Raw genomic sequence first — 22,348 nt, forward strand, 5'->3', positions numbered from 1 at the left:
CTGCTCGGCTATACCGACGACATGGGCGTGCTGGCTGGCGCGCTTGTCATCGTCGCAGCCAAGATCAACGACAAGCACCGGGAGAAGGCCAAGGCCACCCTGACCAGATGGTTCGGGTAACTTATGAAGAAAGATGCGTCAGGTCATGGAAGTGACTACCCGTCGCCTTGATGACGGCGGTCATCGTGCGCAGGGTCATGGCGCAGAGCCATCAAAAAGGCAAACTCCCCACCTTCTTTGTCCAACTCGTCGAAAGCGGTACGCAGGTAGTCAACGGCCATCTCCGGGCCATCGCACAGCACCTCGATAACAGCAAAAAAGGAAATTCGAGAAGATACGTCCGGTTTCGGAGAGTCAGAAATACAAAAACAGCCGCTCGTAAGCGACTGTTTTCCAAGTGGTACCGGCGGTCGGACTCGAACCGACAAGGGCTTGCACCCGGCGGATTCACTGAAAAATCAATCACCTACTACGCCAGGGATAGATCAGATATACCTAAAGTGTCACACCGAATTGTGCACGACTGCACCTCATCCTAGCCCCTCCCCTTCACCCGTCACAATCTCTTCAGGAGGAATGCTATTCGCCCAGAGGGTAGAACCTAACTCCTCGAGGACCGCATGACCCCTGACGTGTCACAGGTCACCCACAGGTTATCCACTTGAAGGCTTTCGAAAAGCACATTATGTTGTGCCTTGTAGCTGAAATGCATGCCTATGTAGTAGGTAGCATTGATTATGTTCAGGCTGGCTCATGCTGATCGGCTACATGAAAGAGAAGAGCCCCACCTCTGCTGAGGAAGGGCTCTTCAAACTCCACCGGCAGTAGCGTGCCTGGTGGGGGGAGGTAACCCGAACCATGGTCTGTGCGGCGTTGCAGCGCCATTGCACCTACCGTTGGTTCAGACTGGATATCTACCTACGAGGATTACTGTAGTGCCGATGGCAGAACCTGTAAATAGCTTCTCGCGGGCGGCTGACCCAAACCAACGCCACCCGTGGGTGCCACATCTGCGCTTCCTCGCCCCCCGCTACATGTGTGCTGCACAGCAATCAGGAACTGCTGATGAGCATGACGAAACGCGAGCTCTACGAGCTCAAACGCCGCGAGGCAAGTGCCGCAGGTCGCAAGATGCGCGAGTGGCAATTGCAGTGCCCTTATCTCAAGAGGCAGGTAGAGCTAGAGGAGGCTGGACAGGGCGATCTGGATCTCGATCAAGATCCTGAGTAGCCTCGTTGTCACGTGACCCGCCTTCGGGCGGGTTTTCCTTCGCATCGGGTGCGTGACAATAATGAAGCAGATATGCCTCTAAGGGTAAGCCCAGCAGCTCCTGTGGTTACTGGCGCTCCGGCTGGGTTTTACGGCAGCATGGGGCAGCCATTCGGGGGGGGGAGGGGGGTAGCATGACCGAATACACGAACATCGATCGCTTCAACATGATTACTGCTGTGCTACTTGAAGAAGCCTATGAAGCTTTCCCTCTGCCCCACTACATTGAGGTCACCACCCTCTCAGCGGAGAGGCCGGAGATTTTCGGAGATGAGTTCGATCCTGACGAGCTGACCTACGCCACGCTGAGTTGGCTTGTTGAGGAAGGGTTCATACGGGACAAGGGAAGTGATGAGCGCTATCTGGCTTATGTGCTTTCTCTGAAGGGGTTCACTGCCCTGAACCGAACGCCTGACTCCCTGGACAAAAGCTTTCAGCAAAAGCTCAAGGACAACGTTGCCAATGGTAGCTGGGATGCCGTCAGATCTATTGTGCCCGACCTTCTGCGGACTGCTCTAGTAAACGGGATTGGCTGATCGCCTTGAGGGTGTAGCTCAACGGTAGAGCTGCACCGGCGCCGTTTTCCCTGTCCTACCAGTGCCCTACGCCACGCCGTGTCTAACAAATCAGCGATTTTCTAACGTCTCCCTACGCCAGTCGTCGATGATCCGGCAACAGCTTCAGCTCCAGCTCCAGACTCACGAAAAGCCCGACCTTTCGGCCGGGCCCATCCCGTTGCGCATCGCTCCCTGACGCCCCCTTCATCGTGGCACCTGATACCACGCCCGTCAGGTGGGGCGCTGTGCGACATCCTCCATTCACACTGTTCGATATAGCTTACAACCGGTGGCGAGACCCCATCACGATACTGTATAAATATCAGTATAGGCACGACAGGGAGACACCCACCATGGCCATGAAACGCAGCGCACCCTCCGCCTTCGAGCCGCTCAGGCAGCACATCCAGAGGGGGATCAACTTTCAGCGGGCTCAATCGGAACGCGATGCGGGGATCTCGCGTCAGTCTGAAGAGTGCTCAGAGGCCTGTCAGTGCCCGCACGAAGAGATGAAAACGAACAAACACCGGTTGATGATTCCGATGAAGGCCTACTCGGAGCGCCTTCGCTGGAATCCTGAGGAGGCACTCTGATGGTCAGCCTGCAGATTCTTGGGCGGGCTGATGAGGCGGCGCCATCCCTTCCCCTGCCGTATCCACTGTCCCTGGGTCGCGCTGGCCTCAGCGGCTTCCCATCGCCTGCACAGGACTACGAAGGGCGCACCCTGGACCTTAACGAGCGGTTCGTGAAAAAGCCCTCTGCCACGTTCTTTCTGGCGGTGACCGGCGACAGCATGGGGCCTCTGGGAATCCATGAGGGTGACACTCTCGTAGTTGACCGCTCTGTCGATGCGCGACCAGGTCAGATCATCGTCGCGATGGTCGACGGTGAGATCACCGTAAAACGCTACGAACGCATCGATGACAAGCATTACCTCAGCTCCGGCAATCCCCGCTATGCGCCCATCCCACTCGTCGATACTGAGTGTCAGGTCTGGGGCGTGGTCCGCGCTGTTATCCACGAGTTTATGGTGTGAGCATGATCGGCTTAGTGGACTGCAATTCGTTCTATGTATCGTGCGAACGCGTGTTCCAGCCACGGCTGCGTGGCCTTCCTGTAGGTGTGATGTCGAACAACGATGGCTGTGTAATAGCTCTCTCCACTGAGCTCAAGGCCATGGGCATCACCATGGGGACGCCGGCCTTCGAACTGCAGCACCTGGTGCGCCAGGGCCATCTCCACCTTCTGTCGTCGAACTACGAGCTATACGGAGACATGTCAGCACGAGTGCAAGCGGTGCTCGAGGAATTCTCACCCGGCGTCGAGCCCTACAGCATTGATGAGATGTTCGTCAGGTTCGACGGCTTCAGCGAAACCCAACTGCTCGAACATGCCCGGCAGCTGCATCACAAGGTGCGCCAATACACTGGCATCCCGGTCTGCGTCGGCGTCGCGCCCACACGCACCCTGGCCAAGTTCGCAAACCGAGCAGCCAAGAAAATCCCGGCCTATCGCGGCGTCTGCGTGCTGAAGTCCGGCACCGCGGAAACTCGCGCCCTGCTACAGCGCTTCGAGCTGGGAGACCTCTGGGGTGTAGGTCGCAGGCTTGTAGAGCGGCTTGCTGTGCTGGGTATTCGCACCGGCTGGGATCTCGCCCAGGCTGACCCAAAGAGAATCCGTCAGCAGTTCAGCGTCACCCTCGAGCGCACCGCCCTTGAGCTGCGCGGCATAAGCTGTATCGAGATGAACGACTTCCACGAGCCTCGGCAACGCATTATGACCAGTAGGTCGTTTGGCAAGCTCACCAATAACCTAGGTGAGATCCGGGAAGCTATCCGTCAGCACGGCCAACGCGGTGCCGAGAAACTGCGCGGTCAGGCAAGCCTCGCCCGTGCTGTGCTCGTGTTTCTAAAAACGAATCCATTCCGGCCCGACTTACCCCAATACTCACCCAGCTTGGCGGTCGAGCTACCCCGCCCCACCGACGACAGCCGTGAGATTCTTCATGCAGCTGGCTACGCCTTGCAGCGCATCTACCGCGAGGGCTACCAGTATCAGAAAGGCGGCGTGATGCTGATCGACCTCATCGACGCTGATCGGCAGCAACTCTCTCTGCTGGATACGCCACAGAGCGATGCCGAGCGTCAGCGTAGCGCAAAGCTCATGGGAGTGATGGACGCCCTGAACTCTCGGATGGGGCGCGGAACCGTCAAATTTGGCACTCCAAGCCCTGGTGCAGCCTGGCATCTACGCTGTGCCAACCTCACGAAGCGCTATACGACTCGTTGGGAAGAGCTGCCAGCGGTTACTGCGCGATGAAGCGCGGTCAGGCCGGATTGATCAATACGGCCCCCTGCCCCTCGCCTGGTTTATTCACGGCTCGACTCACTGGCCAATGCTCGATGTGAACAGCATCCAGGTGCCGAACTACCTGACGGATCGTCTCGCGGTCTGTCAGGTCAGGGTCGAGCCACGGCTCAAGGCTAGCCTCGTTCAGCGCCAACGGCATGCGGTCATGAATTTCTCGTGCCGCACCTCGGGCTGGCTCTGTGAGAATCGCACACCCTGGCGAGCCATCAATCCGTTCGGCCCAGATCCCAGCAAGAAACAGCGGCTCACGATCGCGCCGAGACAAGTAATAGGGCTGTTTGCCATCCTCGGTGGGCAGCCACTCGAACCAGCCGTCCGCAGGTATCAAGCATCGGTGCCGTCGAAACGCAGCCTGAAAAAAGCGGCTGGTCGCTACCGTTTCGACTTTGGCATTGATCGGCTGCGGCGCCCCCTCCTTGGCCCACGCCGGCCGATACCCCCACCAAAGCTGTCCAAATGCAGGTCCAGTGTCCGGCCCTTGGTGCCAAACGCCAGTGATCCATGTGCCCGGAGCGACGTTATAGCGAGGGACAAGCTCCAGGTCTGGCTGCGACAAACTCAGACGCAGTGCCTGACTCAGCCGGGGGTAGCTGCTATACAAAGCGAATCGTCCGCACACTTCTCACCCTCCCCAATTGAGCTTGCAAAGCTACTCGGGTAATGATAGCTTTTTTATAAGGGTGCCTCCCGGAGTTGTGAACGGCTCACTCAGGCAGCAGCAAGCCTTCTTTTCCAGGTTAGACCCCTTACTTGCCAGGGCATCTAGCCGGTGATTAAACGTTCTCCACTGGTAGAGAAATGCCCGCCGCGAGAAGGAGTCAATAATGACCTGCCTTACCGAAATTACCGAGTCTGTCTTTGGTATCAAGCGCCATCTCAACGACAACGGGTTTCCGTTGAAGGTTGGGCATGTTCGTGAATTGTTGGCCGCGTCACTCGGCTTCAAGACCTTCGCCTCACTTCAACACGCTTGGAATACCAAGTTCGAGGATGACTTCCATGAAGCAATTTTCGTTCTTGATCAGCAGACTTTTGATCACCGCGCCATCAAGCTTGGCCTTGATACTAGCGCAGAAATGAATGATGTATTCCTCCAGGCAGTGCAGCTTGAGTGGCGCAGGCGCTTTGCTGATGACATGATTATTGAATGGGAAGTCGGCGAGGCATTGAATCAAGATTCGAATATTCTCCACTACCCTCTCGATGACCATTTCAGCTCTGAAATCGCATCCAGCAATGCCATTATTGGCGACGAAGTAATTAACCCATACACCGCAACCCTTCCGCCGGGACCATTGGCTGATTTTGTCGAGCTCAACATTGGCTACAGCGCTCACATGGAAATGCTTGATGACAAACCCATTACCACTTTTATGGAAGAATACTTCGACAATGGTTTCAAAGGTGAGCTTACAGCCCTATTTTCGACGACTGGATTCCGTGGTCTGATTTTCATGGAGTTTGAAGGGGGGAGCGATTTCTGACCAGAATCCGGTCAATGCCAGCCCCATTAAGGGGCTGGCACATTACCCAACCCCAAAAGACGAAGCCTTCGCTTATTGAGCCCCCCTACTCAGCTTTATTAGATGCACGACTCCATTACGCAAATCGTCACTAAGCTCAGGGTCGCTATTACCCGAGGCATGTCGCCATATTTCTAGAACGCACTTTTCATTGTTCGTCAGCAGCGGCCCCAAGCACCGCTCAATGACTAGCAGCGTTTCGGGCATATACTCGGACATGGCTAAACGGCATAACCAGACCGGGTCGACACATAGCACCTCTGCGAAAGGGACCACCTTGTCTAGAGGAAGTTTCGTCCTTCCCTTCCGTATCATAGTTATTACGTTATAGTTGTGGTAACCAGCAGCAGTGGCAAGCTCACGGTTCGAAACACCCAGCTCTCTCTGCCGACACACAATAAAATCAGAAACCTTGCCGGTCACGGTCATGGTCACGCACTCCTAAGCATTGTCGATAAAAACTATGATCGCACGACAAACACTGGCTCAACACAATTAAACTTTACCTCAATGCGCTTCAAACTTGACGTTACAATGCTTAATATAAGAACTAAAGTGACAGCGTTAGAGAGCTTAAATGAGGTCGGTGGAAATCACGTGCACAGCGGCTTATATGCTTATCAAATTCTGCTCAAACGACTCGCTCCGACTGTCACGCAAAAGTCACGACAGAGCAGCTTCTAGGAAACGCTCTAGGAGCGCTTCTGAGACGCTTCCCGATGAAATCTATGTCATCGCATAGCTCCGACGAGAAAACAGCGCAGAGACGAAATCTGACGCGATCCCGACGACGCTGACGAGCAGACTCCGACCCCGGATTCCGAGAACAGCACGACACAGAGGTTCGAGTGTCAGGACGAGGCTTCAGGAGAGAGAACCAGACCAGGAGAGACGGTCGTTCCGAGCCCAGGCGGACGGCCGACACCGCGATTTCCGAGAGCACCACAGATCCAAGGTGAATCCGTGCAGACTCCATAGTAACAAGATTGGTTTATATCCTCGGATGAGTGTTTATATACAGGGAGTGAGGCATTCAATACAAAAACTCTGCCTCACGTTCCGCTGACCTCGGATGAGACGGTCTCTCCCCTCGCAGGCTCAGGCACCAGACACCACGCGCTTTCCCTGAATCAGGGTCTCTCCGGCTCAGGCATCTGCCAGCCAGGCAACGGGCTCAAGATACCAGGCTCCCTTCCCAGATTCCCCGAACGCCACGAAATCAGGAGAGAGTTTTCCCAAGGCTCAGCGACTCGAACCAGAAATCCCGAAACGCCACGAAAGCAAGAAGAATTTTCCAAAACTCAGGCAAAGAAAGCCTCGGTCTCGAAATGGGAAGGGAAACCATAGTGAGGGAGGCCGAGGCAAATCCTGACAAAGGCAATGGACTACAGAGAGCCCAATCAAGGGAGCGCTAACTAGCAACCTGAGTGTAGGCAGGAAGATTGAAACCATGAGAAGAAAACCGTTTCATTGAGGTTCCGATTCGTGAGTGTGGGATAGAAGGCGTAACGATAGAGAAACCAGGGGGGAGACAGAGAAGAGAGAGCCGGTAGAAGGGAGGGGGGAAATTGGAGCCGGGTGACGCCATTGTCGCCGTCACCCGAACCTGCCGAACCTTGGGTGGCCCTGTTTCGCTCAGCCAAAACCGGGAAAGGCTGCGCCGGCATGCCGCTTGCTGCCAACAGCCGTGGTTTTCAACCGGATGAGCCGTAACCAGGTAACGTAATCGCTGCCTTGATAGACCTTCGTCTCGGCACCTGCCGAATCCGCGCACAAGTTCTGTATACTCAGGTAGCAAAACTAACCAAAACGATGGGGGGCTGGGGTGATCACGCGCGACAAAATCGAAGCGGCATTGGAATCGCCGGGCTGGATGCGTCTGTGGAAAGCAGTCGGTGGCTTATGGGCAGCTGTATGCTTGTCTATTGGCCTCATACTGCTTCTCTTCGGCGGACGCTATGGCTGGCAAGAGAGCATTCCCTTTCTTCTTGCAGGACTGCTCGTGCCGATCTGCCTTTATCAACTTGGCAAACTGATCGCTTGGGTCGTCCGTGGCTTCTTGGAGTAATCGGCCACCCGCCTATTTGCCGCTCCTCCAAGATCAGCTGTGATCTGGATCGGCGCCAAGCCAGCCCACTCTCGCACTCAGGAGTTTTGTATCGGTCATCTCGTCACCAATTGCTCGGCATTCTCGCCACGGCCCCACACCGCCGTAGCCTCGGCGTGTGTGTTCGGCCGCCTTAACAGGATGCGGGCTAGGAAAGAAGAGCGCAGCTATAGTATACACACCAAGGCAAACGTGGCCCGCTCCATGAAAGCAGATGAGAAGAAGACTCAGGAATGGCTCGACCGGTTGGTCGAGCGAGCACACTCAGGCGAGAAGGTCAGCATTACCTCAAGCTCCGGCAAGTGTGTCGAGCTGCGCCCTGTCGAGGCTGCACCCAAGCATGCCGGTGGTATCACTGAACTTGTCGGGGCCATGAAGGGGGAGATTCACTACACCGAGGGCTGGGATGCCCCACTGTCAGCGAACGAGGCAAAGAAGCTCTTCGCCGAGGTAGATGAAACGGAGACACCCGGAGGTAGTGATCGTCAGTCGCCTCCATGACCTTCGATGCTATGCTCCGGGCGCTCGCACTGAAACGAGGAAGCTGCGGTTCACGAGTTTCGGTCTCGCTAATAATCAGCTCATCTGCCATCCAAGTATAAGAACTTTCCCCCACAAGGGACAGGTCCAAATCACGCGAACCGCGCCAGGACCACGCCACTAGCAAATTGCTCGGCTTAGCCTGCCAACTGTAGATCCGAAATTTGCTTGCGCTGATTACCGGGTATGAAGATAATTGTCGGGAGCTCGGTCCTATCAGAGCAACGATTGCAAGACCCTGCGGAGGTATCGGTGAAAACTTACGTTCGGCCGCAGGGGTAAGTTGATCTACAACGCAGCGCACGTGCCAGATAACGCCGACGAAAGGCGACAAGGGGCGCCGTGTTCTGTGATGATCGACGACAGCTAGAAGAGATCCGCGACAACAAGCTGTGCCTGACGAGGTTCTCCTGGTGGAACGGCCACCAGGGGTCGCTGAACGAGGCGTCGCGGTCGTTACAGGAGGTCGCCCGGATCTCACAGCCTTCTGTAACGGGGTTCAGCGCAGTGAGGAAGAGGCCCCATACGGATGGCGGTGTGAGAAGCCGCAGTCAATGCATGGGTGGCTGGAGGGAGAGCCTTACCGAAGCGACGATCTCAGCGTTGCGACGGTAAGGAGTTTTCTACCCTCCCCACCGGATGCAGTCTCAAATTCAAAGATTTATCGTAAACCCCTTCATGTTGAATCAGAACATGAAGGGGTTTGTCGTTGTTAGTCATGAAGGGTGCGGACCGCCGCGCCGAGCATCATCAAGTCGACAACACTTGACCCACTGATCGGTTCGCCGCCACCTCACTGCCAACATAGACAACCGGCGGAGGGGCCAAGCCTGAGTCGAAGCACAGCACGCCGCAGAAGCTCCACAGGTCTCGCTGTAGTCTTCGGGCACTCAATCCTACCCCAACCCCATTGCCATGCCCCTCAGAAGCCATTGCAAAGCCTCTGGCGAAGCCACAGAGGATACCGCCACCCCTGCATGACCAACGTCGCGTGAACAGATCGACATGAACCGCTGAGTCCCTAGAACTGCGCCTCGCATATCCTGGTGTCTTGGGAAGCAAAGCCCTAGAAAATCGGCGACATGCTCTGGGCAGTGCTGCCTGTTCGGGGCGTCTCTTTGGCTCCAAGCCTTATAGCGGCGGTTAGCCCACCCGCTTGACACTTGGTCCCAACCAGCCCTCTGCCTTGGCTCTGCGCCACGCTCTCTTTACCGATGGCACCGAAATGCCGAAGTGCTGTGCCGTTCTGGAAATCGTCTCGCTGTTCTCCCAGCGCCATGTCGCCACAGCCCGGTCATCGATGTGCTTGGCACGGCCCAGGCGTCGCCCCTCAGCCCTCGCCTTCACGATGCCTGCCATCTGACGTGCCTTGATGTTGGTCCGCTCCAGTTCGGCAATCGCAGCCAGCATCGTCAGCATCGCTTTCCCTACCGGGGTTCCCAACTCGAAGCCTTCCCTTATAGAGACGACGGCCACACCTTCGGCATGTAGTCGCTCAACCGTCTCCAGCACATCCACCGTGTCACGCCCCAAGCGATCGATCGCATTGACGACAAGCGTGTCTCCATCCCGGATGTAAGTCATCAGACTCGAGAATCCGTCTCGGCGTGTTGCCTTAGTTGCTCCTGACACCGCATCGTCGGAAAACCAACGGTCAACCTTATACCTAGACTCGATGGCATGACGTTGAGCGCCGGTCTGCTGCTCTTCTGTGCTGACTCTGACATAACCGATGATCGCACTCATCGTTTTCTCCACTTCTTATATGGCTCGAAACTTCGGATCGCAGTATTATTTGCGGATCAGTTATATTTTTACTCTACTGACCCTGGCGAGCAGCAGATATTCGTAGCGGATCACAACGTAAACCCTGTGACCCACGCGAAAAAGACAGCAGCGTGACACGTTATTCTTTATCACTAAGCGTGACGTGTAACGCTCAACTTCAGCCAGCATAGAAACGAAAAAAAAGCCGCTCTCCTGAGTGGAGAGCGGCAATCACGATTCAGAAGGAAGTATAGCATGCCCCGAGCATCATCGGTGCCATCACCCAGTGCAAACAACGCACCTGAAAAGCATCAGGAACAACAGCAGAAATCGCGCTCGAACGCTGAGCGCGTGCGGCTTTGGCACCTGTATCACACGATTGGGCAACACCTCTGCCCAGTAGCTCTTCCTTTAGAGTCCATCTCACTGAAGAACTGGGCACGGAAGACACTTCGCCAGACCTTCGATGGACACAGCCTCTCCCTGGAACTACGTCTCTACTTCATGACGCTCTACTACCTCGTCAGAAACAGAGCAGACTGGAAGTTGGCTTTCATCACCGTTAACTTCTCCAAGTCGATGACTGACAAGCTGGCAAGGGAGGCGGCGCGGGCGCCGGCGACGAAGCACGCTGACCTAGTCAACAAGCGTCTCAAGAAGCTCGGCATCGATGCTCGCTGGTTCGGCGTTCTCGAAGATTACCGAGGCAACCTGCACACCCACTGTGTTGTCGCTTACCACCAGGACGATGAGCAGGCACTCAAAGCCTGCTTCGGTCATGATACTGACTTGGTGAACTCAGGATATCGTCTTCAACATGCCTACAAGCAGCGATTCAAGGTAAACAACAAGCGCTGCCTTAGTGAAGAACTCTATAACCAAGCAGATGGTCGCGGTAAATTTCGCATAGCTCCGGTGGACATAGGGAGCGTCGACTACATCTCAAAGCACTTGGAGAAACAGAGTCGCTACATGGACGCCGGCAAATGCCGAATCTACGCGTCCAAGCCGATCCGCAGCGAATCCTCCGAGCGATACGAACGAGCCAGGATGAAGCAGCAGCGAATTACGTCTGCGAAGACTGACCTCTCAAGTCTTACGGTTCACCAGGCCTTGTCCTACCTGCTTCACGGCTGGATTCCTGGAGTCGATCCCGAAGATGACCGGCGCCACGAACAGCATGCCTCGGAGATCGACGAGTTGATCGCATGGGACGAGTTCCGGAACAGCTCACCTGCCTACGACTGGCAATACGAAGAGGGTGATGCTGAGCTGCATGCGTATCTCGAAGCCGAGCGCTGGACATCGACTGAACCCTCGGAGCGTGACTACGACCAGATCGTCTCGGAAGCGACTCTCCAGGCCCGGCATGAATGGAACGCACGACAGCCTACCGAACGTGAGTATGATCAGCTCATGCTGGAGGTCGATGCCTTCCTGGGTCAACGGCACTGGGCACGGTGCATGTCTGAAAGCGCCCCAAATGTGTCGGATGATGAGGTCGAGCCGTTTGCAGAACGTGCTGAGCTGACAGCCGTGCACGCTGATGAAATCTCAGCTGAACCGTCCTTCACGCTCGAAAGCTCAACCGCTTGGCGGCCAAGCGAATCCTGCCTGGTCCCGGTGATCTCTTCACCTTGGTCTGTTCGACCAGACGGCTGCAATGAGCCCGCACGTAGCAGCAACGCCGACTGTTCACCTCTGGGGCTTTACATCACGCTCCAGAAAGCTCACAGACGCCCACAGGGGCGTCGTAGACGTCGGGGTATAGCGAGACACAGCCTTGACGTCACAACACGACTGAGAAGCACACTGACGCGATATAGAGCGGATCTTGTGAAGCTCGATGCTCCTATGACTCCTCGGTGCGTTGGGCCACCGCTGCGCGCCCTGAGAGAAACTCCAAGTTGGGCACTCATCGCAAACGCCAAGCCTGATCGCGAGGCACTATCAAAACGGGCATAACTCATACATTCCCGGAGTGCTGTAATCAACAGTCTGTATCAGTCTGTCATTTTCCGTTCTCTGGACGCCGATGAAAATTCGCGGAGCATGTCCTAAGAATAATGCAGTGCGGAACTCCTGCACGAGATAGAATGGCAGATACACGTTAAAAAACAGGCTGCCGTGTGGCTCCTCATCGAAATACCCAATGGAGCGTGGCGAATCGAATTCAGGTATCATCTCGCCATCACGCTCAACGTATTTCGGCCTCCCATTTTCGTCTTTGCGCTGCACGTCAGGGATGCGCAACCTTGACCACTCTTCATCTGAGCCTGAGCTATACAGGAAAACTCCACACTCAACATCCTCGAACTGCAGCGGAAAAAGACACTTTGCCGCAATATCGATTTGCATGTGGCTAGAATGTAGCGGCTGGTCAAGAACTCCTCCCAAGGCTGAGGGTGCGGCCGTTGCTCTGATTCCCGCCGACATCCGGATTTCGAATGTCCCGACTTCAAGCTCATACACTTCATAGCTCGTCTCGGGTTCACGCTTCACCCGCTTACTCTCCGTCATACCCACCCCCAGCGAACTCGCTCTCTACGATCAAGTATAAGCATCAGCAACACGGCGGAAAAAGGAATCTGACAGTTCCAGGTGGTTCAAATTAGGCGCGTCACACATGAGCCATAGAAGAACGAAAGGTTTAACTCATCTCTTACCAAGCCCTGGACTGCCCCCCTGAACAATACTCACCCCCCTGCCAGCCAGCCCAGACTTTACATTCCCCTTCGCGAGCTTCAGCTTTCGTTCGACCTCGTAAATCTTGAGCATTGACCTCAGCCTCGACTCCTCACTCTTGCAGTTTGGCAAGTTCTTCTTTAATGAGCTCAGCTGTGAAAGAAGTCTCTCCACTTCAGATTTTTTCTTTTTATTTCTCTGCTTAATCACATCGCAATCTCCGGCAATGACCCAGCCTAATTTTTGACCAATCCCCACAAATTATATACACATCTTTTAATTTTTAACCTTGACCCACACTTCAAATGCCATTGGGTTTTTCCTCATCGCAACCTTCTTAATCTCGATATAATCGAAAGACGTGATCAATCCTGACAAATTCTTAAAGCCATGCATTTTTGGACTAAAATTAGGTTCTTCTTTTCGAAACCAGTCACCAACATTAGACAATCTAGCCCATCCACTGGCATCTAAGCTAGCTTTAATACCCGAGATGATAAGGGAACGTAGGAAATCATGGCTATTAAGATCGCCTTTCCTCCCGCCCACCTGAGCGACTCCTCCTATTTCTCCATCAGGTAAAAAATCAACACTACCTTTACCTTTATTTTTCAACCCCCCTTCCTTAACACCTACTCTTTCAGCTCCGACAATCATCAACCCAGTTATTTTGCTAGCAAAACTTAACACAACAACATCACTAACATCATGGACCTTTCGCAAATGCTTTTTATAGTCTTTATGCAAACTGAAAATGGATTTACACAACTTGCATGGATATTGATAAAGTCCGGAGCTATTATTCTCAGACTCGCCACCCCTAGTTACAGCCGAATTACCTACTAATTCTTTTTTTCTCTTTTCTTCATAAACCCCACTATCAACTCTACCCATCCCACCCTGATATGGCATTCTTAAATCAGGCTTATCTATAGACCATATTTCCTTTTTCGACATATCGACAAAACACAAGCCGCCTGCCAATCGTCTAGCATCACCCTTTGCTGAAATAGAATAAATTTCTCCGTCACCAACCCTTCCCTTTATGTTAGTGGAAAGATGTTCTTGTGAAAATCTACATGAATCCACCACAAAGATTTTAATAGATTGACTTTTATACTTCTCTCTGCCGTCATGATTACTCAAGGTCTTTGCCCGACCTTCGCCCCCGCTGATATCGCGGTCAAAGCATGGGTGTTTATACCAAGGTGGGGAAAGCGGAGGATCTAACCAGACAGCGCCACCGTTATGCCTAATAAAAAAAACATCACCTCCACACTTCGGGCATGTTGTAGGCCGATTCTCAGTTTCGATATTGCTATAGACAATGTAATTAGGGTTCATTCTAGCAGTAGAGTATCCACCTCCTCTCCACCCTCCTGGACTTTTTCCTTTATGTCCATCCCCCCCCCACCCACACCGACAACCCGCCGCGTGATTCCATGCATTACATCCCATACCACCCCCCTTCTTTTTATTTTTTCTTTACCAACCGCCCCGTTGTATTATCCATCCGATACTGCGCAATCGTGCCATCCACAATTCGATTAACGATCTCACGCGCTGCGTCTAGCTCGACATCGAACCACTCACGCGGCCGGTATGAGCCCCCATCTCGGCTATGCAGCAGCACGCTTACGCGCTGGTGGTGCAGCATGGCGTGAACCAAGCGCTCGAATCGCCGAGGATCGAGGTTGTAGCACTCGAACGACGTGACGACTTGCACCGGCGCTTCCAAATAGGTCTGCTGCCGCTCTGCCCCAGCGATACGCTTCTCCACATCCGTCTCGGTGTAGCCGATCTTGTAGAGATTGCGGATGCCCCGCAATGCCGGGTCTTGGCTGAGGGAACGCAGGATATAGATAACGCCTGTGCGTTTGTCGTGGTGGGTAATGCCCTGCATGGCATCGAAGGTGTCACCTCGACGAAGGATGCGCCGGCCGGTCTCATCTTTGTAAAGCGCTCGAGCTAGCGAGCGCAGTAACAGGTTTGACTCAGTGCCGTTATCAAACACGACACGCAACCGTGGATTGAACTTGCGGCCAGCGCCAACGCTTTCCTTGCCCACTTGGTCGGCGATGCAAAGCATGCCGTTAAGCACGAACATATCGCCTTCATCGATCTGAGATTCCTTCTGGAACGGCACAGCCTCAGCATCTCCTTGACGCAGCTCATCTCGCACTTGATCAAACAGCCCCTCGAAGCGATAGAAGTCGTTGCAGTGTGTGCGCTGGGCAATTTCGTCCGGCATGTCCCGCTCACTGGCCTCTGGCACATGGGTCAGGTCGAAAATCGACTCGACATTCTCACCGCCGCCACTCAGTAGGCCGAGAGTATCGCTCTCCCAGATGTCGTCCAGCGAGGTGACGCTATCGGGGGATACGGTTGCTTTCGCAGGTGGAGGTGAGCAGGACTTCGTTGTGCTGCTGCCGGCGCTCTGCACTGCTCCATCGCTCGTGGCAGGCTGGTCGTCCTGGCTGGCATCCTCGGAATCGCCCGTAGAGCCACCCAGGAGGCCGAGCGAGTCCCAGGCAGCCAATCCATCAACCTTGGCGGGATCGCGCCTCAGAGCGGCCAGCTGGACGGCTAGCGTGGCTTCATTGAGGTCTTTCGCATCTTTCTGCGGTTCGCGACCGTGCAGAGTGACGAATGCTTCGATACCTTGGAGGGTCGCCACCAGCCGTTGATCGGCGCTCGGAGCCGACGACTTGGGCGGAGCTACGCGAAGCAGGCCCAGCTCATCGGGATCAGCGAAGATGTCATCCAGCGTGCGACGCTTGGGCGGTTCTCGGCGAGTCCGAATCATGCCGACGCACTCCTCATCCTCTCGAGTTTCTTCTGCTGGATATAGGCAAGCGCCTCGGCGTAGCGAACCTCCATATGGTCATCGCTGTGCACCGAGGGAGCTCGCCCCTGTTCCTCCCGAAAGGCGACGATCTTGGGCCACAGCACAACCGCCTCTTCTTCGGTCATCTGGGTGCGGTTACCTACCACGGTGTCCTGAATGGTCTTGAGCACGGGAGCCGTGAGCGCCTTGGACAGGATCTCGTAGGCACCTTGGAAAGGGTTGATCTGGTTGATCAGGTCGATGTTGAGGTGCTCGATGTTGACAAACTTTTCGCCGATCTTGAGGAACTGGCGGTTTCCCTTGGGCTCGCCTTCAGTCCCGTCACTACATAGTTCGCGTCCATCCGGGGCGGCACCAGGATCGACGGGCACGCCATTTTCATCTATGTCATAGGCTTGGCCGGGCTCATGGATCACGGCACCCTCGGGGAGATCCTCCTCATTGATTAGGCCGCCCGTGGAGCGAGCGCCAATGGTGGTGAGCACTGTCTCCCGCAGCACCTCACGCTCGTTCTCGTCGAGATCGGGGTGCAGCCGCTCGATGACCTTGGGCAGCTCCACCTCGTTGATGACCTCGGGTTCGGTGGTTTCTGTCAACGCCGCAGAGGCGACCTCGGGTTTCTGGAGCAACACGGCGATGATGTCTTCCTGCCCGCCGGACTCGAGGATTCCCAGCACCTTGTCGGAGACCGGCGCCTGGGTGTCCTCGATGATGATGGTGCCCGGCTCTATCTGCTCGTCTGGCCTCATGCGAGAGCGCGGCCTGAACGACACGCTAGGAGCCAGCACCTGCTCCATGAGCAGCGAGACGGTGATTGCCTTGAGCAGGTTGTTGACGCTCACCTTCACGTCATCGTCTTCGGCGTCGGGTTGGGCGATCAGGTTGGTAAACTGAGCATGGGTCTTGCCCTCGCTGTCACGGGTGGCTCGCCCAATAATTTGGACGATCTCAGTCATCGAGTTGCGATAGCCGATGGTCAGCACATGCTCGCAGAACGGCCAGTCGAAGCCCTCCTTGGCCATGCCCAGGGCGATGATGACATCGACGTCCTCTGGCTTGGTAACGTTGCGCAGGTAATCCTGCACGTCCCGGCGAATGGGGGTGTCGGTGACGAGATCGGCGACTTTTAGTTTCCTTCCCGATGGGTGACGGACTATGACGATGCCGGATTGACTGTTCTGAACCACGACCTCACCGAGCGCATCGAGGAGGTGATCGACCTCGCCATACTTGTCCTTGGTGCTCTCGCCGCTGTTGACGTTCGGGATATGCACGATGGTCTTCTTGGCCGGGTCCAGCACCTCGCGGATCGCGTCGAGGTAGCGACCTTGGTAGAAGTGATAGCCGATGCCCAGGGACTTCAGATGACGGTAGCCGTTGAGCTGCTCATAGTAGGTGTAGGTCACCTTGTCGAAGCGAGCTTCGTCGTCAGGCAGCAGGATCGGGGCTGCATCGCCACGGAAGTAGCTACCGGTCATGGCTACGATATGGGCGGTGGAACCCTGCATCAGATCGTCAATCAGCGCGCCGAGACGATTACCCTCGTCTACAGAGACATGATGGAACTCATCGATGGCGACTAAGCAATCGTCGAAGTCAGACGGTTTCAGCTTTGCGAAGGCATAGCGCAGCGTGGCATGGGTGCAAACCAGGGTGCGGTCATTGGGATCGGCCATGAAGCGGCAGAAGGCGTCCACCTTGCCGCTATCGTTGCCTGCCCGGCACAGATCGTTGCGGTCCTCGACATGCCAGTCCCAGTCGAAGCCGTGCGAGGTGAGGTCGGTGTCCTTGAAGGAGGCCCCGATAGACATCTCCGGCACCGCCACGATGACCTTGCGCAGCCCCAGGCGGTTGAGCTTGTGGAGAGCCAGGAACATCAGCGCCCGCGACTTGCCAGAGGCCGGTGGCGCCTTGAGCAGCAGATACTGGCTGTCGCGCTTCTCGTAGGCCCGCGCCTGCATCTCGCGCATCCCCAGCGCGTTGCTGCTGGCACTCTTGCCAGTGCGGGCGTATTCGACCTTAATCAACTCAGCCATTCCTCAGCCCTCCGTCGTGGCGACTTTTCGCGGTTTCTTTCCACCTTCAGCTTTGGTCGCCCTCTCTGCTTCAATGAGCTCTTCGTAACGAGCCAGCAGATACTCCTGACGCTCGGCGGTGTCGCGAAAGGGGCGATCGCGGTAGAGCTTCTCCACGGCCCGATCCAGAGCCTGATGTGCCTCAAGCAGGTTCTCGGGCATCTTGTCGGGGTCGTAGAGCTGCGCCATCGTCTTATCGGGGTGGGCGGCACGGGCTAGGATCACCTCACGCCCAAGCCTCTCGATCTCTTTGCGCTGACGCTCGGATGCCTTGGGCCAGGGGAAGGTGTTATAGACCAACTTTGCAGAATATCGATAGTCACTTTTTAAGCGGCCAGTAGCCAGTCGCAGCCATGCCATATGCATTTGCGTAGAAAGGATAGCGAAATCATAAAGCGTTCCGCCTAAAACCATTTGCACCAGATCTGTAGTTATCACATCGCTATCAAAAAAACCGACCGGCGCATAGTGCCTTCGCTCGGAAGTCACACGAGGAACCAGTATGTAACTCTCATTAACGGGCTGGCGAATCTCCCCAAACAAATGCGGCGTTTCCGCTTGCTTTCTGGTCAACGCCTTTCGACTTTCAAGACGCATATCCCGCACTTTCATGACTCGATTGTGCACAGCAGGCATGTTCAGAATATCTGACTCATCTGCGGAGCGAAGCCATAAGCACCACCTTTCTTTTCCCTGAAGGAACTCTTGAGACCCAAGCAATTTTCTAATCCATCTCTCAGAATTAGGTTCTTGTTTTAAAAGAAAATCCTTCTCTTCACGGCTCAATATAAGGTTTCCGCCATCAGTAGGCTGATTTCCCTTCGTCATTATACTCGAACCGACAAGAGGCTTGCTGCGACTAAACACTACAGCATTACCACCCTCAAGCAAATAAGGACTAATATTAAAAACTTCTTTCGTGCGCCATTCCCCATCGATCAACTGAAACAATTTTTTCGAAACAGGCGCCGACGATATTCCTATTATCACAACGTGAACCCCGGCGTTTTGCTGCGCACTGTTTTTCCATGAAAATGTCTGATAGGCGAAGTTAATCTCGACACTAAGCCCAAGAATCGCCGGCCAGAGCATTGCAACTTGCTCGCCTTGGCAGATCGAATTTGTAGACACAAAAGCTAGCTCGCCGCCTCTCCTGATATATTGCGAGCCCTTCCAAAAAAAACAAGCCACATAGTCTAGATAGCGGTGTTTACTGAAACCCGAAAACACCACGTCCATATCATCATTTTGCTCCTCAGACCGATAAGACGCTCCACGATAGGGTGGGTTTCCGCATACATAGACCTCTGCAGATTCCACAAGTGGACAGACATCTTCCCAATCCAGTCTCAAGCTGTTTCCAAGAACAAGATTCCCACTATCCTTTAACGGCAGCATTGGCTCGGAATGGCCAAATTCTTTTTCGAATATAGTGTTCATCTGATGTTCGGCCAACCATAAGGATAACTGAGCGACCTCATGAGCAAAGTCCGCAACCTCAATCCCATAAAATTGAGTAAGGCGTATTCCGCTTATGAACATCTCTTGTTGACCGGACACCTGCTGTAGTGCACGGAACACCGCCATTTCCAGACGGCGAAGCTCTTTGTAGGCGATGATTAGGAAGTTGCCCGACCCCATCGCTGGATCGAACACGCGAATCCGCGTCAGCCGCTCCAGCAGAGCTTCCAACTTCTTGCGGTTGCCCTTCGCCTTGTGCAGCTCCGCGTAGAGCTTGTCGAGGAACAGCGGACGAATCACTTTCATGATGTTGGGCACGGAGGTGTAGTGCTGCCCCAGCGCGTCGCGGCTCTCCTCATCCACGACAGCTTGGAACATTGAGCCGAAGATATCAGGATTCACCGCTTCCCAGGCGAGCTGCCCGCACTCGATCATCATCCGCCGACCTTTGCCGCGAATCTGGGGCACGGGCAGGTCGTCACGGAACAGGCCGCCGTTGACGTAAGGGAACTGCTCGATGTGCTTGGGTAGATCAGCCGGACGCTCATCCTCAGGCTGGTTCATTATACGGAACAACTGGGCCAGCAGCTCGGGCAGCCCCTCCCCATTCTCACCGCTGGCTTCGGTAATGACTTTGGTGAAAGCGTTTTTCGGGAAGATCCTGGTATCCTCGGCGAAGTAGCAGAACAGCAGGCGAGTCATGAAGACGTTAAGCGAGTGGATTTTCTCGGGCGTGCTGAACTCATTGGCCTCCTTTAGACGGTCGAAAAGCCGGCCCATCTTGGCCGCTGCCTTCAGGTCGGCAGACGCCTCGTCGAAGTGCTTGGTGCGCTCCAGACCTGCCATCGGGGCGAAGAAGAGGTATTGAGTGGCCAGCTCGCCGAACTTGACCTCCAGGCGCTCATCGGTCTTGGTATCCAGCGCCGTCAGCTCACGGAAGTCCGTCACCACCCGGAAGCGGCAATTGTGCCTGGCGGGCTCATCCTCGTCCGCCAGCACCTGCAACGCCTCGTGGATACTCTCGCCCTGGCGCACCGGCATGAAGTAGAGCCAGTTCTTCAGAGCGACGTGCCCCTCGTCCTTGCGGCTGGCGACGTTGCGCTGCCCAGCGTTGCGAACCTGGGTGATGGTGGCTTTGGGAAAGCCGTAAGCGTCGAGGAAGGCATAGATGAACTCACCGCTATCGGCTTCGGGCCGTGTCGCAGCAGTGAGCGTTTCCATGCAGTAGGTCTGATCGAAGGCCATGCGCCCCATGCTCCCTGCGTGCAAGCTCCAGCGGAGCCTATGATTCGTTATCCTTAGAGCCTACTCAGCCGTTTACGAATTGTCACTCATACTGGAAGCCAGAACAGGTGGGACGTTGGTCTACTCCGACGGCATCACGCGAGACCAATCGAGAAGCTCGACCACTTCCTTCAGCACTGGCAACCACTTCCGCTTGTCGGTGGCGCTGCCGTAGTGCGCGGACATTGAAGTTCCCGTGTGACCCACTAGCCATTCGATGTGCGTAAGGGGGGCACCCTTCAGTTTCAGCGCCTCAATGACCGTGTGCCGATAGCCGTGGAAATCGGGGCTGATATTCAGCTGATCGCGCAAATAGACGAATGCTTTCGAGGCGCGCTTACCATACTGACCCTTGTAGGGCTCAATGGTGAACAGCCGCTCCTGCCCCTTGCGGCTTGCCACATAGTCCAGCAGACCCATGCTGACCAGGTGGGAGTGGACCGGGACTACACGCCAAGACGACACGTTCTTGACGAACCGACCGTCCTCGCCATGGATCTTGAAAGCCTGCACGCCTTCGTGCTCGAAGAAATCACTCGGGGACAGCGCGGCCAGCTCCTCCAGGCGCGCCCCGCAATGGATCGCGATCAATGGAAGCCAGAATTTCCATGCATACCGAGGGCAGTTACGATGCTTGAGCAGGAGATCCGAGTGGAACCAGCGGCGCAGCTCCTCATCGGTCCATGTCCGTGACGGATCAGGTGCCTTGGCTTTCTTCTTCAGCTTGATCCTGAAAGGGTTGCTGGCCAATTCGTCAATCTCTACGAGCCAAGCGGCGAACGTGTGCAGATTGCCAATGATGTTGTGCTGGGTCGTTTCGCTAATGGGCTTCTTGCCCGAGGCGCGAATGTCTGCCAGCGACATGGCTTTCCAGCGACCGTGATTTCGATGGGTGGGGTAGGTCTTGAGCAGCTTGATGAATTCCCGGACGACTTGCTTGGTCAGCTTGGTTGCCGGCAGGTCGCCCATCAGCTCGATGAATACGTTGAGGTGCTGCCTCATCGTCTCTTTGGACTTCTCGCGAGCTTCGGCCAGCCGTTCGGAGGCGAACTGGTCGAACAGAACGCTTAAGCGCTCCGACTTCGCTGGAGAAGAACCAGGTGACGCGACTAACCCCCGCGCTGAATACGGAACGTCCTCAACATCACTAGGTCCAGCCGTCCCTTTTGCTTGCGCCCACGCTTTGACGAGCCGCTCCGCCCCCTCCAGCTCAGCCTGGGTCGGGTTGTCGAGCACGATCTCGCCAGTGACGGGGTTGATAGATACAAACGAAACGGTGAATCGGTTGCCTTGGGTATCCACAGCCATCAGCGACGTGATCTCTCCGAACGTGTAGACAGATTCGGTCGAGTCATTAGGTGATGTCTTAGCATCCGTTTTCGCTTCACGCGTCAGGAAGGCGAGCGCCCCCCAAGTTGGAGAGATATTGACCACAGGCAAACCGCTCCGCAGCGACTCGAATACCTGTTGGTAGGCTAGCCAAAGCGTCAAGGCACGGCGCCGGGCGGTCACCTTGCAGGGGGTATCGAGTGTTTTCCGAATCTCTCGCTTTCGCCCGTAGGCATGGCGGAGGTCATGGGGAATGACGATCCGGGCATACCAGTTGGTGCTATGGCGATTACGTGTCAGGTAGGTTCCATATGCCATGTCAGACCTCGGGAGTGGATCACCGAAGTGTCACACCTCAGGGTCTGATCAAGGCTCTTATCCCTTTGACTCCCATGGTTATTGGGGTCTAAGTATAAGTGGTGCCGGCGGTCGGACTCGAACCGACAAGGGCTTGCACCCGGCGGATTTTGAATCCGCTGCGTCTACCAATTCCGCCACGCCGGCAGCGCCGAGCATTATACGTGGCCGGTGCG

18 protein-coding genes and 1 tRNA gene are annotated in these 22,348 nt (G+C 55.3%); 9 read left to right on the top strand and 10 right to left on the bottom strand.

Going from position 1 to position 22,348, the window contains the following annotated elements; translation table 11 throughout:
* Positions 1 to 1,065: 1,065 nt before the first annotated feature.
* The 5 genes from QPM17_RS21980 to QPM17_RS22000 all read left to right on the top strand — a co-directional run bounded on the left by QPM17_RS21980 (position 1,066) and on the right by QPM17_RS22000 (position 4,145).
* Positions 1,066 to 1,230, top strand: coding sequence for a hypothetical protein (locus QPM17_RS21980; protein ID WP_285393852.1), 165 nt, complete (start codon positions 1,066 to 1,068; stop codon positions 1,228 to 1,230).
* A 173-nt stretch (positions 1,231 to 1,403) separates the two neighbouring features.
* Positions 1,404 to 1,805 carry a hypothetical protein gene (locus QPM17_RS21985; protein ID WP_285393853.1) on the top strand — a complete coding sequence of 134 codons (402 nt, stop codon included), beginning with the start codon at positions 1,404 to 1,406 and terminating at the stop codon, positions 1,803 to 1,805.
* A 374-nt stretch (positions 1,806 to 2,179) separates the two neighbouring features.
* Complete coding sequence (locus QPM17_RS21990; protein ID WP_285393854.1) at positions 2,180 to 2,419, top strand: hypothetical protein; 240 nt, start codon at positions 2,180 to 2,182, stop codon at positions 2,417 to 2,419.
* Positions 2,419 to 2,862: a LexA family protein gene (locus tag QPM17_RS21995; protein WP_285393855.1), complete on the top strand. Its 444-nt coding sequence runs from the start codon at positions 2,419 to 2,421 to the stop codon at positions 2,860 to 2,862. Before QPM17_RS21990 ends, QPM17_RS21995 begins: the two co-directional genes overlap by 1 nt.
* Positions 2,863 to 2,864: 2 nt before the next feature.
* The gene (locus QPM17_RS22000) at positions 2,865 to 4,145 is read left to right on the top strand and encodes a Y-family DNA polymerase (protein WP_285393869.1); all 1,281 of its coding nucleotides are present in this window, start codon (positions 2,865 to 2,867) and stop codon (positions 4,143 to 4,145) included.
* Between the two features lie 7 nt (positions 4,146 to 4,152).
* Here QPM17_RS22000 and QPM17_RS22005 read toward each other — a convergent pair whose 3' ends face one another.
* Positions 4,153 to 4,815: an SOS response-associated peptidase gene (locus tag QPM17_RS22005; RefSeq protein WP_285393856.1), complete on the bottom strand. Its 663-nt coding sequence runs from the start codon at positions 4,813 to 4,815 to the stop codon at positions 4,153 to 4,155.
* 205 nt (positions 4,816 to 5,020) lie between these two features.
* Here QPM17_RS22005 and QPM17_RS22010 point away from each other — a divergent pair, with 205 nt between their 5' ends.
* From QPM17_RS22010 to QPM17_RS22020, 3 genes are all read left to right on the top strand, one after another.
* Entirely contained in the window at positions 5,021 to 5,680 is a 660-nt protein-coding gene (locus QPM17_RS22010; protein WP_285393857.1) for a hypothetical protein, read from the top strand.
* Positions 5,681 to 7,544: 1,864 nt separating this feature from the next.
* Positions 7,545 to 7,787, top strand: coding sequence for a hypothetical protein (locus tag QPM17_RS22015; RefSeq protein ID WP_285393858.1), 243 nt, complete (start codon positions 7,545 to 7,547; stop codon positions 7,785 to 7,787).
* A gap of 243 nt (positions 7,788 to 8,030) precedes the next feature.
* Complete coding sequence (locus tag QPM17_RS22020; RefSeq protein WP_285393859.1) at positions 8,031 to 8,327, top strand: hypothetical protein; 297 nt, start codon at positions 8,031 to 8,033, stop codon at positions 8,325 to 8,327.
* Between the two features lie 1,182 nt (positions 8,328 to 9,509).
* Here the strand turns inward: QPM17_RS22020 and QPM17_RS22025 are convergent.
* The gene (locus QPM17_RS22025; protein ID WP_285393860.1) at positions 9,510 to 10,112 is read right to left on the bottom strand and encodes a recombinase family protein; all 603 of its coding nucleotides are present in this window, start codon (positions 10,110 to 10,112) and stop codon (positions 9,510 to 9,512) included.
* 276 nt (positions 10,113 to 10,388) lie between these two features.
* Here QPM17_RS22025 and QPM17_RS22030 point away from each other — a divergent pair, with 276 nt between their 5' ends.
* On the top strand, positions 10,389 to 12,098 hold the full coding sequence (locus tag QPM17_RS22030; RefSeq protein WP_285393861.1) for a hypothetical protein: 1,710 nt from the start codon (positions 10,389 to 10,391) through the stop codon (positions 12,096 to 12,098).
* Here the strand turns inward: QPM17_RS22030 and QPM17_RS22035 are convergent.
* From QPM17_RS22035 to QPM17_RS22070, 8 genes are all read right to left on the bottom strand, one after another.
* Positions 12,084 to 12,635 (bottom strand): hypothetical protein, encoded by a 552-nt coding sequence (locus QPM17_RS22035; protein ID WP_285393862.1) that lies wholly within the window; start codon positions 12,633 to 12,635, stop codon positions 12,084 to 12,086. The two genes, QPM17_RS22030 and QPM17_RS22035, sit on opposite strands and share 15 nt — an antisense overlap.
* Before the next feature lie 153 nt (positions 12,636 to 12,788).
* Positions 12,789 to 13,028, bottom strand: coding sequence for a hypothetical protein (locus tag QPM17_RS22040; RefSeq protein WP_285393863.1), 240 nt, complete (start codon positions 13,026 to 13,028; stop codon positions 12,789 to 12,791).
* A gap of 66 nt (positions 13,029 to 13,094) precedes the next feature.
* Positions 13,095 to 13,964: an OST-HTH/LOTUS domain-containing protein gene (locus QPM17_RS22045; RefSeq protein WP_285393864.1), complete on the bottom strand. Its 870-nt coding sequence runs from the start codon at positions 13,962 to 13,964 to the stop codon at positions 13,095 to 13,097.
* Positions 13,965 to 14,292: 328 nt separating this feature from the next.
* A complete protein-coding gene (locus tag QPM17_RS22050) occupies positions 14,293 to 15,624 on the bottom strand; it encodes a GIY-YIG nuclease family protein (protein WP_285393865.1) in 1,332 nt (443 codons plus the stop codon).
* Positions 15,621 to 17,702, bottom strand: coding sequence for a DEAD/DEAH box helicase (locus QPM17_RS22055; RefSeq protein ID WP_285393866.1), 2,082 nt, complete (start codon positions 17,700 to 17,702; stop codon positions 15,621 to 15,623). Before QPM17_RS22055 ends, QPM17_RS22050 begins: the two co-directional genes overlap by 4 nt.
* A gap of 3 nt (positions 17,703 to 17,705) precedes the next feature.
* Complete coding sequence (locus QPM17_RS22060) at positions 17,706 to 20,447, bottom strand: DNA methyltransferase (protein WP_285393867.1); 2,742 nt, start codon at positions 20,445 to 20,447, stop codon at positions 17,706 to 17,708.
* Between the two features lie 120 nt (positions 20,448 to 20,567).
* Positions 20,568 to 22,133, bottom strand: a complete 1,566-nt coding sequence (locus QPM17_RS22065) for a site-specific integrase (protein WP_285393868.1) — start codon at positions 22,131 to 22,133, stop codon at positions 20,568 to 20,570.
* Between the two features lie 99 nt (positions 22,134 to 22,232).
* Positions 22,233 to 22,319 (bottom strand) — tRNA-Leu (locus QPM17_RS22070).
* Positions 22,320 to 22,348 lie beyond the last annotated feature (29 nt).

The sequence above is a fragment of the Marinobacter azerbaijanicus genome (assembly GCF_030250645.1).
GTDB lineage: Bacteria > Pseudomonadota > Gammaproteobacteria > Pseudomonadales > Oleiphilaceae > Marinobacter > Marinobacter azerbaijanicus.